This is a genomic window from Amycolatopsis sp. NPDC058340 (assembly GCF_042723975.1).
Lineage (GTDB): Bacteria > Actinomycetota > Actinomycetes > Mycobacteriales > Pseudonocardiaceae > Amycolatopsis.
Genome location: NZ_JBHXIB010000075.1, coordinates 16,344 through 31,227, shown reverse-complemented (window position 1 = coordinate 31,227; position 14,884 = coordinate 16,344). Strand labels below are relative to the sequence as shown.

Genomic DNA, 14,884 nt, shown 5'->3' with positions numbered 1-14,884 from the left:
CGGTCGCCCGGGGGGGCTCCGGACGGGTTTGTCGTCAACGCAATTTTCGGCAAAACAGCGGTCTTTAATGTGTATTCCGCGACATGCTCGGGCACCCAAGTGGTAGCAAAGGTCCCTTGCTCCCCGTCAGGCGTCCCGCCGCCGCAGCACCGTGGAACCGGTGACAAGACCAGCCGCCGCCCAAGCCGCACAGAGCGCGACGCCGACCCAAGGCGCGTAGGGCGCGACGCCGCCGAAGATCGGGTTCGGCTGCCCAGGAGGGACCATCGCGTTGACGCCCGCGAAGCCGGGGAAGTAGTTCACGAGGTCTTCCCAGCCGAGCGAGCCGGCGAACATCGGGATCATCACCAGCAACACGAACACCGTCACGATCGTCCCCGCCGTCGAGCGCAGCGCCGTCCCCAGCCCGAGGCAGAGCAGACCAAGCAGGGCGAAGTAGGCCCCCATACCCGCCGCGGTCGCGAGGATCTCGCCCACCGAGGAGCCGGGCGCGGGGATCAGCGGCGCCGAGACCGCCACACCGGCGAGCGTGTTCAGCACGCCGAAGCCGAACAGCACCGGCAGCAGGACGGCCGACTTCGCCGCGAGGACCCGGTTCCGCACCGGGACCCACTGCAGGGTCGAGCGGATGCCGCCGCTGGCGTATTCGCTCGTGATGAACAGCGTCGCCAGCGCGACCACGGCGAACTGCGTGAGGTAGAACGCCGCCCCGGTCACCACGGCGTGCGGCGCCATCGGGCGCTCGCTGCCGTCCTGCAGCGCGAAACCGAGCGCCGCCGAGTAGGCGAGCATCAGGAAGACGCCGCCGATCAGGCACCACCAGGTCGACCGCACCGACCAGAACTTGGTCCATTCGGAAGAGATCGCGTTCATCGTGCGCTCCACTGCTCGAAGAAACCGGCCAGCTCGTCCCGGAAGAACTTCAGCGCCTTCCGCGAGTCGATCGAGCCGTACTGGTTCTCGACCTCGGCCGGCGGGAGGTGCGGCCGCAGCCCCAACTGGTCGATCAGGATCGCCGCGTCGGTCACCGACGAATGGCCGCTGTTCTCGACCAGGTCCTGTTTCTTCGGGCCGGTGAGCCGCGGCCAGGTCTCGTCCCAGGACGCCCGGTAGTACTTCTCACCGGTCGGGCTGGTCAGCAGCAGGAACGGCCGGTCGAGGGAGACGCCGCCGAAGAACGGCCCGTCGACGTTCACGCCAGCTTTGATCCGCCGGTCGGCGACCATCGCGGCGGCGGTCGCCGAACCACCGGCGGAATGCCCGGCCATCCCGATCTTCGTCGCGTCGATCGACCAGCGCCGGTCCTTCAACAGCGTGTCGATGACGAAAGTCGTGTCCACGGCCCGGTTCGCGATCGCGGCGGGCCACGGCTCACCAGGGAGTCCACAAGCGACACACTGGCGCAGCCCGTCGGGGAATTCCGTCGCCCAGGCTTCGTAGGCGTGGTCCACTCCGGCGACCACGAAGCCTTGTGCGGCAAGGTGTTCGGCCACCGAGGTCAGCGTGACGCGGTTGTTGCCCGCGCCCGGCGAAAGCACCACCAGCGGACGCCGCCCCGGCAGGGAAGGCGCGTTCTCCCGCGAGTGGACCCGCACCTTGCTCAGCGCGTCCGGCGGCAGGTCGAGCTTCCGCCCGGCGACCGCGGCCGCCGACTCGGCCTCGGTCATGTACCGCGGCGCGCGCCCGATCGGCACGGCCGGGTACCAGACGTTGACCATCAGTTCGCGGCGCTTTTCGGGCACCCAAGGATCGGCTCTCCGCTGATCGGTGAGGTGCAGCGTGCGCAGCCCGATCGGGAACGGGCCGTCCGGCGCGGGCAGCGAAAGCGCCGGTGCCGCCGACGCGGCCGCCGGCACCCCCAGCAGACCGGCGATCACCGCCACCAGGACCATCAGTGATTTCATGCCGCGACTCCCGTTCCGTATTCGACCGACGACGCGGTCAGTTCCATGTACGCCTGTTCCAGTGAGGCGGTCCGCTCGGTCAGCCCGTGCACCCGGATCCCGAGTTCGTGCACCGCGTCGCCGACGAGATGAATGGGCAGGTCGTGCACGAGCAGTTCGCCCTGATCGGCTTCCGTGGCCGCCCCGAGCGCGCGAAGACGCTGGTCGAGGACACGCAGATCGGCGGGAGCGGGCACCCGCACCACGACCGACGTCCGCGAGTTGCCCGCGATGAACTCGTCGACCGGCGCGTCGGCGAGGAGTTTTCCCTTGCCGATGACGACCAGCCGGTCCGCGGTCAGCTGCATCTCGCTCATCAGGTGGCTCGACACGAACACCGTGCGACCCTCTTCGGCGAGCGAACGCATCAGGTGCCGCACCCAGCGGACGCCGTCGGGGTCGAGGCCGTTCACCGGCTCGTCGAACATCAGCACGCCCGGGTCGCCCAGCAGGGCACCGGCGATCCCGAGCCGCTGCCCCATGCCGAGGGAGAACGTCCCGGCGCGTTTGCCCGCGACGTCGGTGAGGCCCACCGTCGCGAGCACTTCGTCCACCCGGCTCGCCGGGATCCCGTTGCTGCGCGCCATCGCCAGCAGGTGCTTGCCCGCGCTCCGGCCGGGATGCAGCGCTTTGGCCTCCAGCAGCGCGCCCACCTCGCGCAGCGGGAATCGCAGGTCCTCGTACCGCTTGCCGTCGATGCGGACCTCGCCGGCGCTCGGCGCGTCGAGGCCGAGCGTCATCCGCATGGTCGTCGACTTGCCCGCGCCGTTGGGACCGAGGAAACCGGTCACCTTGCCCGGCTCGACGGCGAAGGTCAGCCCGTCGACCACCGTCTTCTCGCCATAGCGCTTCGTGAGTCCTCGAAGCGTGATCATCCGCGTCCTCCTTCGTGTCCCTGAATCCTCCGATGCGGGGACACCCGCGGACATCGCCCCGAAGTCATCGGTCACCCCTTACTTTCGGCAGGTGCCGCTCGGCGCGAGCCGCCGCGGAAAGGCACAATCGGCGCCATGACCACCCGCGAACAACGGCGCGTGAATCCGCTCGACCTGGTGATGCTCGTCCTCGCCGTGTTCTCCGTCGGGCTGCTCGCCTACGTGACGTTCTTCCCGCATTCGGAGGAGACGGCGCACCGCGTCTTCGTCATCGACACGACGGTGTGCGGGATCTTCGCGCTGGAATTCCTCTGGCGGTGGCGGCGCAACGGCTGGGAGAAGCGATTCCCGTTGCGCAACTGGTACGAAATCCTCGGCATGATCCCCATCGCGCATCCGGCACTGCGCGGCTTCCGGCTGTTGCGGATCATCGTGGTCCTGGTCCGGCTCGCGCGCACCGCCGACCGCGCGTTCGGGGAGCGGTTCACGCAGCGGCTGGTCGAACGCCTTTCCCGGCCGATCGTGCTCGCGATCAAGAAGCCGATCACGATCGCGGTGCTCGACGAGGTCGTGAAGGTGCTGGAAACCGGGAACTATCCGCAGAACCTCGCGCGCTCACTCGGCGAGAACCAGACGCTGCTGCGGGGGATCATCGCCGAGAAACTCAAGAACGATCCGCAGGCCGGACGGCTTTCGAAGCTGCCGTTCCATGACGAAGTGGTGCGTTCGGTGATCGACACCGCGATGCGCGTGATCCTCGAAGTGCTGACCGATCCGCGGATCGACGAATTCTTCGCGCATGTGGTGCGGGAGAACCGCGAGCAGATCCGCAGCGCCGTGCAGCTGGGGCTGAACGAGCGCGAGGACGACGAGGAGCTGGCGGCACAGCTACCGACCCGGCCCCAGCATCAGCTGACGGACTGACCTCGTGAGTGGCAAGGACGGTTCTAACCGTCCTTGCCACTCACGAGGACGCGCGCCGTGAAGTGCGCCGGGTGGGCGCGGCGGTCAGCGGGTCCTCCGGCCACGGGTGCTTCGGGTAGCGTCCGCGAAGGTCGGCGCGTACGGCGGCGTAACCGTTGCGCCAGAACGAATCCAGGTCGGCGGTGACGGCGGCGGGCCGTCCGGCGGGGGAGAGCAGGTGCAGCACCACGGGGACGCCCGCCAGCTCCGGCGTCGCGAGCCAGCCGAAGGTCTCCTGCAGTTTCACGGCCAGCACCGGCTGCTCGCCCGAATAGTCGACCCGGATCCGGGAGCCCGACGGCACCTCCAGCCGATCCGGCGCCAGTTCGTCCAAACGCGACGCTTCGGGCCAGGGCAGCAATCCGCGCAGCGCGGCGCCCGCGTCCAGCGATGCCAGATCCGATCGGCGGCGGGCCGAGCCGAGATCGAGCCAGCTGTCCAAAGTGGACAAGAGTTCCGGATCGGAGACCGCGGGCCAAGGTGGGCCCAGCACCCGATGCAGGAAGGACAGTCGTTCGCGCAGTCGCTTTCCCTCCTCCGGCCAGCGCAGCAGGCCGAGCCCTTCGGAGCGCAAACCGTCCAGCAGTGCGGCGCGGATCGCGTCCGGCGCGGGCGAGCGCAACGGCTTCTCCGAAAGCACGATCGCCCCGAGCCGCCGCACCGATCGCGCGACGACGTCGCCCGAAGACCAGCGCACTTCGTCCACTGAGGACACCAGATTCGGGGCCGCGCGCACGGCGAGTTCCTCGTCGGCGGGCGCCGCCAGCCGGATGATGCCCTGTGCGCGGCCGGGATCGCGGGTGGCTTCGGCCACGGCCAGCCATTCGACGTCGGCCAGCCCGCTGCCACGCGGGAGCTCGGCCGCGGTGCCGCCGGCCATCAGATACACCGGCGTCCCCGTGGCACGCCGCCGCGCGAGCCGCTCGGGATGCGCGAGTGCCACGATCAGCGCAGGATCGGAGGCGTTGCCGCCGTCAGGCACGAGCTGGGAAAGCCGCCGCACGTCGCGCTTCCAGCGCTCGTCACCGCGTACTCGGCGCAGCTCGGCTTCGAGGTCGGTCAGCGTGCCACCGCTGTCCAGCAGCGCGACGACTTCGGCGGCCGAACGCGCGTTGGTCCGCGCCGCGCCGTCCAGCAACGCCCTCGCCAGCCGCGGATGCAGGCCCAGCGTGGCCATCTTCCGCCCGCGTTCGGTGACCGTGCCGTCCTCATCGGTCGCTCCGAGTGTGGTCAGCAACGCGCGTCCGGCGGCCAGCGCGCCTTCGCCGGGCGGGTCCCACCAGGCGAGGCCGGAACCGTCCGGAGTGGACCAGCAGGCGAGTTCGAGGGCGAACCGCGCCAGTTCCGCCGTCCGGATCTCGGGTTCGGGATAGGCGGGCAGCGACCCTTGCTCGTGCGCGGCCCAGCACCGGTACGCGCGCCCCGGCGCCTCACGTCCGGCGCGGCCGGCGCGCTGTTCGGCGACCGCGGCCGAAACCCGGACTGTCGCCAGCCCCGGAAGGCCGCGCCGGTGATCGACGCGGGGAACACGCGAAAGCCCGCAGTCCACCACCGCGCGCACGCCCGGCACGGTCAGACTGGACTCGGCCACCGAGGTCGAAAGCACCACCCTGCGACGGTCGCGCGGGCGCAGCGCGTCGTCCTGGCTCGCTGCCGAAAGCCGTCCGTGCAAGGGCAGCACGTCGGCGTCGAGGCCGTTGAGCAGCCCGCTCACCCTGGCGATCTCACCGGCGCCGGGCAGGAAGGCGAGCACATCACCGTCCCCTTCGGACAGTGCTTTGCGGATCACCCTGGCGACGGTCGCCTCTGTCCGCTCACCGCGCGCGGGCGGGGAGTACGAGACGTCGACCGGATAGGTCCTCGCGTGCGCGGTGATCACCGGCGCGTCGCCGAGCAGGGCCGCCAGCCGTCCGGAAGCCACCGTGGCGGACGTCGCGAGCAGGCGCAGGTCTTCCCTCAAGCCGCCGCGTACGTCCAGCAGGAGCGCGAGCAAGAGATCCGCGTCGAGATGGCGTTCGTGGCATTCGTCGAGCAGGACGGTGGACACCCCGGCGAGTTCGGGATCGCCCTGCACCCGCCGGACCAGCAAACCCGACGTGACCACTTCGATCCGGGTCGAAGAGGACACCTTCCGATCCCCGCGGACCGAATAGCCGACCGTCTCGCCGACCCGTTCGCCGAGCAGGGAAGCCATCCTCGCCGCCGCGGCCCGTGCGGCGAGCCGCCTCGGTTCGGCGACGATCACCCTGCCCTCGCCGTTGTCCAGCGCGAGCGGCACCAGGGTGGTCTTGCCGGTCCCCGGGGGCGCGACGAGGACCGCGGTGCCGTGGGCGTCCAGAGCGGCTTCCAGTTCGGGCAGGACGGCGCGAACCGGCAGATCGGGAAGGGTCACTTCTCGGTGACCTGAGGAGGAGGCGGGATCCGGTAGCCGGACGGGCCGATGTTGCGGTTCAACGATTCGAGCCACTCCCCGGACGAGATCATCTTCTGGATCGCCTTGGCCACCGCCGCCCGGCCCTCGGTGTCTTCCTTGCGCAGGCCGATGCCGTACTTCTCCTTCGAGAACGGTTTGCCGACGACCCTCAGCAGCTCCGGGTTCTGCGCCACGTAACCGGCGAGGATGACGTCGTCGGTGGTCACCGCGTCCACCTGCCCGGCGAGGAGGGCGGTGACGCAGTCCTGATAGCGCGGGTACTCGACGAGCTGTACCGCCTGGGCGAACTTGTCGCGCACCTGCTCGGCGGAGGTCGTGCCGCCCACGGCGCACAGCTTGCGGCCGTTGAGGTTCTCGGGACCGGTGATGTCGGTCGACCGGAGCCGGACGAGGAGATCCTGGCCGGTGTCGAAATACGGTCCGGCGAAGCCGACGACCTGTTTGCGTTTTTCGGTGATGGAGTAGCTCGCCACCATCAGATCCGTGATCCCCGAGGTGATGTCCGTCTCGCGGGACGACGGCCTGCTGTCGTGCCAGGTGATGTGATCCTCGTCGACCCCCAGTTCGCTCGCCACGTACTTCGCCACGTCGACGTCGAAGCCGACGTATCGGCCGTCCATCGTCCTCCGGGAAAGTCCCGGCTGGTCGAAGCGGATGCCGATGGTGAGCTTGTTGGACGCGACGGCGCGCGCGACGACGGAATCCGACGGACCGGCCTCTTCGCCGCAGGCCGCCGCTGTGACCAGCATCAAGCAGGCCACCAGCAGGGCACGTCCCCTCATCGGGTGCCTCCGTCCGCCGCCTCACGTTGTTCTCAGGGTCGGCGGTTAGCCTAGGCCCGTGCGTAGACCGCCCCAAGTCGTACTCGACGCCGTGGGCACACTCGCCCGGCTCGGACTGGCCGCCGTCTGGTTGATTTCCGGAGCGCTGAAGATCAGCGATCCGGGTCAGACCTACATCGCGGTACAGGCCTTCGATGTCCTGCCGGACGGGCTCGTGCGCCCGGTCGCGATCGGGATGCCGCTCGTCGAACTGGCGCTCGGCCTGTTCCTGCTCGCCGGGTTCGTCACCCGGTGGGTGTCGGTGCTGTCGGTGCTGCTGCTCGCGGTGCTCATCGCCGCCATCGCCCAATCCTGGGCGCGCGGACTGAGCATCGACTGCGGCTGCTTCGGCGGTGGCGGTCAGATCGCCGCGGATCAGACGCAGTATCCGCAGGAGATCGCCAGGGACCTCGGATTCGCGCTCTTGGGTGTGTGGCTGATCGCGCGGCCGCGGACCTGGCTGTCGGTGGACGGCTGGCTCGGGAACTCCGGGGCCCCCGCCGACGACGACTATGTGGGTATCGCTGAAGGGAACGAATAATCGTGGGTGGAGCTGAGCGCAACGCTCGGAAACGCAAGCAGCAGCAGACGGCGGCGCGCTCGGTGGCACAGGCCAGGGGCGTCGCCGGCGGCGACAAGAAGAAGGTCGTCGCGATCACCGTCGCGGTGGTCGTCCTCGCCGCGCTGGTGATCGGTGGTGTCATCTGGACGACGTCCAGCAAGGACAGCACCGAGGGCAAGGTGATCGGGGCTCAGCCGACCGCTTCGGCGCCCGGCGTCGTCGAGAAGCGTGAGGGGGCGGCCGTGGTCGTCGGCAAGCCCGAGGCGAAGAAGACCATCGACATCTACGCCGACTTCCTCTGCCCGGTCTGCAAGCAGTTCGAAGAGTCGTTCAAGGGGCAGATCGAGGAGCAGGTGAACAACGGGACCCTGCAGGTCCGGTACCACATGCTGCCGATGCTCAACCAGCGCTCCGACCCGCCGGGCTACTCGCTGGACTCCGCCAACGCCTCGCTCGCCGCGGCCGACGCCGGCAAGTTCCTCGCCTTCCACGACGCGCTGTTCAAGGACCAGCCGGAGGAAGGCGGGCGCGGGTTCGACAAGGCGCAGCTGATCAAGCTCGGCCAGGACGTCGGCATCACCGACCCGGCCTTCGCGCTCAAGGTCAACAGCGGCGCGTACGAGCAGGAGATCCAGGACGCGTACAAGAAGATCTCGACGGACCCGTCGCTGCAGCAGGACTTCGGCAACGGCCCCGGTTTCGGCACGCCGACCGTCACCTCGAACGGGCAGGTCGTGAAGCTGGAGCAGGACTGGGTGCAGAAGGTCGTCAGCTAGTTTTCCCGTGAAGGCCCCCTTCCCTCGGCTCAGTCGAGGGAAGGGGGCCTTCACGCTGTTCGGGGTCGGGCTGGGTGGTAGCAAAGGTCCCTTGCTCTCCGCGCCGTGGTGACCGGGTGGATTTCTGGTCATCCAACGCACCGAAATCCACACAGTCAGTCAGCACCACTACGCGCCGTACAGGGTGTGTGGAAATAGGGACACTCAACGTCCCTATTTCCACACACCCCTGTTCGCTGGGGACGTGATAGCAAAGGTCCCTTGCTCCCTTTCCCAGGTCAGAGGCGCGAAGCGGAGGCGACGGCGGCGAAGGCCTGTACGCGGGCTGTCTCGGCGGAGCGCGGCCAGACGAGGCCCCACTCGACGTCGGGTGAGCCGGCGAAGGGCACGAAGCGGATTCGCGGGTGGCTGAAGTACTCCCGCGCGTGCGCGGCGAGCGGGCAGATACCGGCGCCGGTGGCGATCGCGGCGAGCAGCTCCTGAAAGGTCGCGAAAGGGGTGCCCCGGCTCACGGGATGCCCGGCCGGCGTCAGCCACTGCCGCGGTTCCTCGATCCAGTACGGCTCCGGCGGATGCGCCGCGCGAAGGACGGTGTCGCGGGCGAGGTCGTCGAGGGTGACTGACTTCCTTCGCGCGAAAGGGTGTTTCGACGACACCGCGAGCAGCATCGGTTCGGTGTACACGGCCGGTCCGGCCGTGAGATCGGGTTCGTCGACCGGAAGGAGCGTCACCAGGACGTCGATCTCACCCGATCGCAGCATCGCGAACGGGTCGGCGAACTCGGCCTCGCGGATGAGCAGTTCGGTGTCCGGGTAGCGCTGCCGGAAACGGTCCAGCAGGTCTTCGGTCAGGTCGGCGACGCCAGGCGCTTCGAAGCCCAGCCGCAGCACGCCGCCGATCCCGCGGCCGGCCGCGATCGCGCGGTCGATGCCTTCGTGCAGCGCGCGGTAGGCGGGGCCGAGGTCGTCCCGCAGCCGTTCGCCGATCGGCGTGAGCCGGACCCGTCGGCTGGTGCGGGCGAACAGCGGGACGCCGATCCGGCGCTCCACCTGCTTGATCGACTGACTCACCCGCGCCTGCGAGACGTGCAGGCGCTCCGCGGTGCGACCGAAATGCAGTTCGTCGGCCAGCGCCAGGAAGATCTCGACATCCCGCAGTTCCATAATCCCCAGGTTATCGATACGACCCGGTGCCGGTCAGCGGGAACCGTCTTTTTCGCAGGTCTAGCGGTTTGTCAGATGTTAATTCAAGATATGAATTTAACAAACACCCGGCATGGATGGTGAGTATGAGGAGAATCGCGGTCCAGCTCGCTCTGCTGTTCGCTTCCTGTCTCGCGCTGGCGTTGGCGCCGGTGACGGCGCAGGCGGCCCCCGCGTTCCAGGTGCTGGCCTTCTACAACGGCACCTACGACGCGGCGCACATCAGCTTCGTCAAGGAAGCCAACCAGTGGTTCCCGAAAACCGCTTCACAGCACAACTTCGGCTACACCGCGACCAACGACTGGAACCGGCTGACCTCGCTGCGGCCTTCGCAGTACCAGGTCGTGCTGTTCCTGGACGACCTGCCGCAGACCTCGGCGCAGCGTTCGGGCTTCGAGCGCTACATGAACGCGGGCGGCGCGTTCTTCGGCTTCCACGTGGCCGCGTTCAACACCAATCCGTCCACTTGGGATTGGTATCACAACAGGTTCCTCGGCACGGGCGCGTTCAAGTCCAACACCTGGGGTCCGACGACGGCGACGCTGAAGGTGGAGAACCGGCCGCATCCCTCGACGACGCGGCTGCCCGCGACGTTCACCTCGTCGGTGAGCGAGTGGTACGCCTGGAACAGCGACCTGCGCAAGAACCCGGACATCCGGATCCTCGCGTCGGTGGATCCGGTGAGTTTCCCGCTCGGGACCGATCCGAACCAGTCCTGGTACAGCGGGTATTACCCGATCCTCTGGACCAACGCCAAGTACAAGATGCTCTACGCCAACTTCGGCCACAACAAGATGAACTACGAGACGAATCAGCCGCTTTCGTCGACCTTCGCCAGTGAGGTGCAGAACCGCTTCGTCATCGACGGTCTGCTTTGGCTCGGCGGCTCGAAGACCTCGTAGCCGGAACTTCCGGAGGCCTGGCCGGGGCGTGTTTTCCCTGGTCAGGCCCTCCGGTGGTAGCAAAGGTCCCTTGCTACTCCTCGATGGCGCCCCCGACCGCCCGCAGGTGCTGCCGAAACGTCAGCGAAGGCGACTTCGCCCGCTCCGCGAGAAAGTCGGCGAAGCGCACTTGCTCGCGAAGGGACTCTCCGGCGCGGATCCGGTCGGCTTGCCGCCGCTCGGTGTCGCGGATGCCTTCGGCGCGGTCCAGGACCTCGTCCGCCCGGTCGGCCGGGACGAACAGGACGCCGTCTTCGTCGCCGAAAACGAGGTCTTCCCGCGTCACCGTCCACTCGCCGACGGCGGCCGATTCGAGCGCGCCGTCCGGGCGGGCGGAGACCGAGAGCGGGCCGGTCGGGATCGAACCGAGGCTGAACACCGGCAGCCCGATCTTCTTGATGTCGGCTGTGTCGCGATGCAGCCCCCAGATGACCACGCCGCTCAGCCCGGCCGCCTGCGCTTCGAGGACCGCGAGGTCCCCGACGCAGCTCTCGTCGAGCCTGCCGCCGTTGTCGACGACGAGGACGTCGCCGGGGTTCGCGATTTCGTACGCCTCCAGGAAGACGTCGACACTGCCGACGTGCCGGGCGGGGGTGACCCGCCCGGCGACGCGGGCGCCGGGCACGACCGAGTGCGTGCCGGTGGGCGCGCACCGGACCTGAACGCCGGCGCGGACGCAGCCGTCGGTCAGATGTGCGGTGGTCAGCAGGGAGAACCGCTGCCGAAGCTCTTCGGGATCCATGCCCCGACTTTAGCCACGGCGCCACACCACGAGCTTGTCGAAGTAGTCGTCGTCCTGCAGGGTGCCCATGATTTCCCCGTTGTCGCTCACGATCGCGCCGCAACCGCTGGACGGCGCGGGAAGCGTCTCCACCGGACCTCCCGGCGACCACGCCGCGGGAATCGTGGCGGTTCCCGAAGTCCGCAAACAGCCGGTGAGGAGTCCTGACCCGTTGAGCGCGGTCACCGTCATGGTCTCCGGCACCGGGATGGAGGTGTCAGGGGCCGTCCAAAGCCGTTGGCCCCCTTGGAGATCGGCCAGCACCTTGCCGTCCCGGATCGCGATGGCGCGTGCTTCGCGAATGCCCTCGGGAAGGACGAGTTGCCGTCCCGCGCCGTCCTTCCAGAGCCAGACGCCACCGCCCTGCTCCTGCATCAGGATCGTGCCGTCGTGGTCGATGTCCACCGGCCTGAGCAGTGGCGGGGAGTCCAGCAACACCGGGTGCGCGCGGTCGCCGGCCGGCCAGAACGCCGCCCACGAGCCATAGCGCGGATCGTTGTACACGTCGCCGACGATGTCGCCGCGGTTGTTCATCCCGGTGACCCTTGTCTGGGAGTACCCCGGGACCTTCTCCAGGACTTGGAATCCGCCGTTCTGGAAGACGAACGAGCGTTTCGTCCGCGTCGAGATCGCGTACCCGTTCGTGAGAATCGCCTTCGAGGTGTTCTCGTCCACGGCTTCGACGGTGTCGTGGCCCGCCGGGAAGCCGTGGTTCCGCACCATCCAGCCCGACCAGGTGAGCAGCCCCCGGTCGGAGTGTCCCGCGTAGCTTCCGGCCCCGTCGGTGGCCACCACCCGGATGGCGTCTCCGCCCGGCGGCCGTAGGTAGCTCATCGTCCATCCGGTCGCCGAGGCGGTGCCCGCCGACAACAGCCCAGCGGCGACGGTGGCCGCCAGGACCGTACTTGTTCGTTTCATCGTTACCCCCTGTGTCGTGTTCTCCCTGTTTAACGGGGGTGTGGCTCGTCCGTCTGCGTCACCTGACACGCATCGTGCCGTAAGTAACATCCGTGCAGACCTGTATGTAAGGGGTTGATAAATACAAACCTGTCTGTATCTTCAGTGGCAGCAGCGACCCGGCAACGACAAGGAGCGTCGTGGTGGCCAACAAGGTGTACGTCGTCGGCGTGGGCATGACGAAGTTCGAGAAACCCGGACGCCGCGAGGGCTGGGATTACCCGCAGATGGCCAAGGAATCCGGGACCAAGGCGCTCGAAGACGCCGGGATCTCCTTCAGCGAGGTGAAGCAGGCCTACGTCGGCTACGTCTACGGCGAGTCGACCTCGGGGCAGCGCGCGGTCTACGAACTCGGCATGACCGGGATCCCGGTCGTCAACGTCAACAACAACTGTTCGACCGGGTCGACCGCGCTGTACCTGGCCGCGGAAGCGATCCGGGGCGGCCGTGCGGACTGTGCGCTCGCGCTCGGCTTCGAGAAGATGCAGCCCGGATCGCTCGGCTCGACCTACGACGACCGCGAGCAGCCGATGGGCAGGCACATCCAGGCGCTCGCGGAGATCTCCGAGGTGCTCTTCCCGCCCGCGCCGTGGATGTTCGGCGCGGCAGGCCGCGAACACATGAAGACCTACGGCACCACCGCCGAGCACTTCGCCAAGATCGGCGAGAAGAACCACCGGCACTCGGTGAACAACCCGTACGCGCAGTTCCAGGAAAGCTATTCGCTGCAGGACATCCTCGACTCGCGGATGATCTACGACCCGCTCACGAAGCTCCAGTGCTCGCCGACCTCGGACGGTTCCGGGGCCGCGATCCTCGCCAGTGAGTCCTTTGTGGACGCCCATGGGCTGGCGGGGCAGGCCGTGGAGATCGTCGGGCAGGCGATGACCACCGACTTCGCCAGCACCTTCGACGGTACCGCGAAGAACATCATCGGCTACGACATGAACGTCCAGGCCGCGCGCCAGGTGTACGACCAGGCCGGGCTCGGCGCGGAGGACTTCCAGGTCATCGAGCTGCACGATTGCTTCTCCGCCAACGAACTCCTGCTCTACGAAGCGCTCGGGCTCTGCGCCGAAGGGGAGGCCGGGAAGCTCGTCGACTCGGGCGACACCACCTATGGCGGCAAGTGGGTCGTCAACCCGTCCGGCGGGCTGATCTCCAAGGGGCACCCGCTCGGCGCCACCGGCCTCGCGCAATGCGCCGAACTCACCTGGCAGCTGCGCGGCACCGCGGACAAACGCCAGGTCGACGGCGTCCAGGCCGCGTTGCAGCACAACATCGGACTCGGCGGCGCCGCCGTCGTCACCGCCTACCAGCGCGCCGAGCGCTGATCCCGAAAGGAAGAACCATGGGCAAGATCAGTGCCTCCGTCGAACTCCCCGCCGCTCCCGCCAAGGTATGGGCGGAGTTCTCCAACCCCAACAACTTCGAGAAGTGGCTGACCATCCACACCAAGTGGAAGGGCGAGGTCCCGGCCGAGTTCTCCAAGGGAGCGCAGGCTTCCGAGGTCGTCACGATGCTCGGGATGCCGAACACGATCACCTGGACCGTCGACGAGTTCGAGGCGCCGTCGAAGCTCGCGATTTCCGGCACCGGGATGGCCGGGGTGAAGGTCAAATTCGAGCTGTCGGTGGAGGCGTCCGGCGACGGCTCGCTCGCCAGTATCGACGCGGAGTTCGCCGGCCAGATGATCGTCGGCGCGCTCGGCAAGGCCGTCGAGAAGGACGGCAAGAAGAACCTCGACGCCTCCCTCGAGAACTTCAAGGCGCTGGTCTCGTGACCGAGCGATTCGACCCCGGCGGGCTCGGCAAGTGGACCGGCGAGTCGCGGTTCGAGGTCACGCGCGAGCGGCTGATCGAGTACGCGAAGGCCACCAACGACCCGATCCCGGCGCATCTCGCCGGTGAGGTCGCGAGCCCCGTGTTCGCGATCGTGCCGGTGTTCGAGTCGCTGATGGAACCCGCGCTCGAGGTCGTCCCGGTCGGCTTGTTCGGCCGGATCGTGCACGGGGAGCAGGAATTCCGGTTCCACCGGCCGATCCGTCCCGGCGACAAACTCGTGTCACGAGCGCGGATGACCGGCTACGAGGGCTTGCCGAACGGCACCCGCGGCACCATCCACCTCGAATGCCGGACCGACGACGGCGCCCTGGTCAACGAGCAGTACGTGACGTTGTTCGTGCGCGGGTTCGACACCGGGGAGACCCGCGGCGAACTCGGACCGGAGCACAAGTTCGACGAAGACCTCCGTTCGCGGGCGCCGGTGGCGAAGGTGAACCAGCACGTCGACGACGACCAGACGTATCGGTACGCGCCCGCCGCCGGCGACCCCATGCCGATCCATCTCGACGAAGAGGTCGCGAAGGAATCGGGACTGCCGGGGATCATCGCGCACGGCCTGTGCACCATGGCGTTCACCTCGTGGGCGCTGCTGACCGAGGTCGCCGGGTCCGATGTGGACAGACTGAAGCGGTTCGCCGTGCGATTCGCCAAACCGGTGCTGCCCGGCCAGGACCTGACGACGTCCATCTGGAGCGCGGGTGCCGGGAGCTACGCGTTCGAAACCACCGTCGGCGAAACCGTCGTGATCAAAGACGGTCTCGCGGAATTCGCGGAGTAGGAGCAAA

The 14,884-nt window shown here is 68.3% G+C and carries 15 protein-coding genes; 7 read left to right on the top strand and 8 right to left on the bottom strand.

What is annotated here, in order from left to right:
- Positions 1–126 precede the first annotated feature (126 nt).
- The 3 genes from ACFWIW_RS39905 to ACFWIW_RS39895 are packed head-to-tail and all read right to left on the bottom strand — an operon-like array spanning position 127 to position 2,818.
- The gene (locus ACFWIW_RS39905) at positions 127–873 is read right to left on the bottom strand and encodes an ABC transporter permease (RefSeq protein WP_378373236.1); all 747 of its coding nucleotides are present in this window, start codon (positions 871–873) and stop codon (positions 127–129) included.
- Complete coding sequence (locus ACFWIW_RS39900; protein ID WP_378373235.1) at positions 870–1,904, bottom strand: alpha/beta hydrolase family protein; 1,035 nt, start codon at positions 1,902–1,904, stop codon at positions 870–872. The genes ACFWIW_RS39905 and ACFWIW_RS39900 overlap by 4 nt, the downstream gene beginning before the upstream one ends.
- On the bottom strand, positions 1,901–2,818 hold the full coding sequence (locus ACFWIW_RS39895) for an ABC transporter ATP-binding protein (protein WP_378373234.1): 918 nt from the start codon (positions 2,816–2,818) through the stop codon (positions 1,901–1,903). The genes ACFWIW_RS39900 and ACFWIW_RS39895 overlap by 4 nt, the downstream gene beginning before the upstream one ends.
- 135 nt (positions 2,819–2,953) lie before the next feature.
- Here ACFWIW_RS39895 and ACFWIW_RS39890 point away from each other — a divergent pair, with 135 nt between their 5' ends.
- Positions 2,954–3,742 (top strand): ion transporter, encoded by a 789-nt coding sequence (locus ACFWIW_RS39890; protein WP_378373233.1) that lies wholly within the window; start codon positions 2,954–2,956, stop codon positions 3,740–3,742.
- 40 nt (positions 3,743–3,782) lie between these two features.
- Here the strand turns inward: ACFWIW_RS39890 and hrpB are convergent, their stop codons facing one another.
- Both hrpB and ACFWIW_RS39880 read right to left on the bottom strand, forming a co-directional pair.
- Positions 3,783–6,173, bottom strand: coding sequence for an ATP-dependent helicase HrpB (gene hrpB, locus ACFWIW_RS39885; RefSeq protein WP_378373232.1), 2,391 nt, complete (start codon positions 6,171–6,173; stop codon positions 3,783–3,785).
- Complete coding sequence (locus ACFWIW_RS39880; protein ID WP_378373231.1) at positions 6,170–6,997, bottom strand: glutamate ABC transporter substrate-binding protein; 828 nt, start codon at positions 6,995–6,997, stop codon at positions 6,170–6,172. The genes hrpB and ACFWIW_RS39880 overlap by 4 nt, the downstream gene beginning before the upstream one ends.
- Positions 6,998–7,088: 91 nt before the next feature.
- On the opposite strand from ACFWIW_RS39880, the gene ACFWIW_RS39875 reads away from it, so the two are divergent.
- Together ACFWIW_RS39875 and ACFWIW_RS39870 are read left to right on the top strand one after the other, a co-directional pair.
- Complete coding sequence (locus tag ACFWIW_RS39875; protein ID WP_378373237.1) at positions 7,089–7,577, top strand: MauE/DoxX family redox-associated membrane protein; 489 nt, start codon at positions 7,089–7,091, stop codon at positions 7,575–7,577.
- Positions 7,578–7,579: 2 nt separating this feature from the next.
- Positions 7,580–8,374: a DsbA family protein gene (locus ACFWIW_RS39870; RefSeq protein ID WP_378373230.1), complete on the top strand. Its 795-nt coding sequence runs from the start codon at positions 7,580–7,582 to the stop codon at positions 8,372–8,374.
- 278 nt (positions 8,375–8,652) lie between these two features.
- Here ACFWIW_RS39870 and ACFWIW_RS39865 read toward each other — a convergent pair whose 3' ends face one another.
- On the bottom strand, positions 8,653–9,537 hold the full coding sequence (locus ACFWIW_RS39865; RefSeq protein ID WP_378373229.1) for a LysR family transcriptional regulator: 885 nt from the start codon (positions 9,535–9,537) through the stop codon (positions 8,653–8,655).
- A 125-nt stretch (positions 9,538–9,662) separates the two neighbouring features.
- Between ACFWIW_RS39865 and ACFWIW_RS39860 the strand changes: the two genes are divergently transcribed.
- Complete coding sequence (locus ACFWIW_RS39860) at positions 9,663–10,478, top strand: ThuA domain-containing protein (RefSeq protein ID WP_378373228.1); 816 nt, start codon at positions 9,663–9,665, stop codon at positions 10,476–10,478.
- A gap of 73 nt (positions 10,479–10,551) precedes the next feature.
- Here ACFWIW_RS39860 and ACFWIW_RS39855 read toward each other — a convergent pair whose 3' ends face one another.
- Positions 10,552–11,259 carry an RraA family protein gene (locus ACFWIW_RS39855; protein ID WP_378373227.1) on the bottom strand — a complete coding sequence of 236 codons (708 nt, stop codon included), beginning with the start codon at positions 11,257–11,259 and terminating at the stop codon, positions 10,552–10,554.
- A gap of 9 nt (positions 11,260–11,268) precedes the next feature.
- Complete coding sequence (locus ACFWIW_RS39850) at positions 11,269–12,216, bottom strand: hypothetical protein (RefSeq protein WP_378373226.1); 948 nt, start codon at positions 12,214–12,216, stop codon at positions 11,269–11,271.
- 179 nt (positions 12,217–12,395) lie between these two features.
- On the opposite strand from ACFWIW_RS39850, the gene ACFWIW_RS39845 reads away from it, so the two are divergent.
- From ACFWIW_RS39845 to ACFWIW_RS39835, 3 genes are read left to right on the top strand one after another with little or no spacing between them, the layout of a single operon-like run.
- Positions 12,396–13,589 (top strand): lipid-transfer protein, encoded by a 1,194-nt coding sequence (locus ACFWIW_RS39845; protein WP_378373225.1) that lies wholly within the window; start codon positions 12,396–12,398, stop codon positions 13,587–13,589.
- Positions 13,590–13,606: 17 nt separating this feature from the next.
- Positions 13,607–14,038: an SRPBCC family protein gene (locus ACFWIW_RS39840; protein WP_378373224.1), complete on the top strand. Its 432-nt coding sequence runs from the start codon at positions 13,607–13,609 to the stop codon at positions 14,036–14,038.
- Positions 14,035–14,877 carry a MaoC/PaaZ C-terminal domain-containing protein gene (locus tag ACFWIW_RS39835; protein ID WP_378373223.1) on the top strand — a complete coding sequence of 281 codons (843 nt, stop codon included), beginning with the start codon at positions 14,035–14,037 and terminating at the stop codon, positions 14,875–14,877. The genes ACFWIW_RS39840 and ACFWIW_RS39835 overlap by 4 nt, the downstream gene beginning before the upstream one ends.
- Positions 14,878–14,884: the final 7 nt, after the last annotated feature.

Excerpts from the sequence above, each read along its gene's own strand:
- ACFWIW_RS39850 (WP_378373226.1), bottom strand. The coding sequence starts at position 12,216 with ATGAAACGAACAAGTACGGTCCTGGCGGCCACCGTCGCCGCTGGGCTG.
- ACFWIW_RS39865 (WP_378373229.1), bottom strand. The coding sequence starts at position 9,537 with ATGGAACTGCGGGATGTCGAGATCTTCCTGGCGCTGGCCGACGAACTG.
- ACFWIW_RS39880 (WP_378373231.1), bottom strand. The coding sequence starts at position 6,997 with ATGAGGGGACGTGCCCTGCTGGTGGCCTGCTTGATGCTGGTCACAGCG.
- ACFWIW_RS39840 (WP_378373224.1), top strand. The coding sequence starts at position 13,607 with ATGGGCAAGATCAGTGCCTCCGTCGAACTCCCCGCCGCTCCCGCCAAG.
- ACFWIW_RS39895 (WP_378373234.1), bottom strand. The coding sequence starts at position 2,818 with ATGATCACGCTTCGAGGACTCACGAAGCGCTATGGCGAGAAGACGGTG.
- ACFWIW_RS39905 (WP_378373236.1), bottom strand. The coding sequence starts at position 873 with ATGAACGCGATCTCTTCCGAATGGACCAAGTTCTGGTCGGTGCGGTCG.
- ACFWIW_RS39890 (WP_378373233.1), top strand. The coding sequence starts at position 2,954 with ATGACCACCCGCGAACAACGGCGCGTGAATCCGCTCGACCTGGTGATG.
- ACFWIW_RS39860 (WP_378373228.1), top strand. The coding sequence starts at position 9,663 with ATGAGGAGAATCGCGGTCCAGCTCGCTCTGCTGTTCGCTTCCTGTCTC.
- ACFWIW_RS39855 (WP_378373227.1), bottom strand. The coding sequence starts at position 11,259 with ATGGATCCCGAAGAGCTTCGGCAGCGGTTCTCCCTGCTGACCACCGCA.
- ACFWIW_RS39900 (WP_378373235.1), bottom strand. The coding sequence starts at position 1,904 with ATGAAATCACTGATGGTCCTGGTGGCGGTGATCGCCGGTCTGCTGGGG.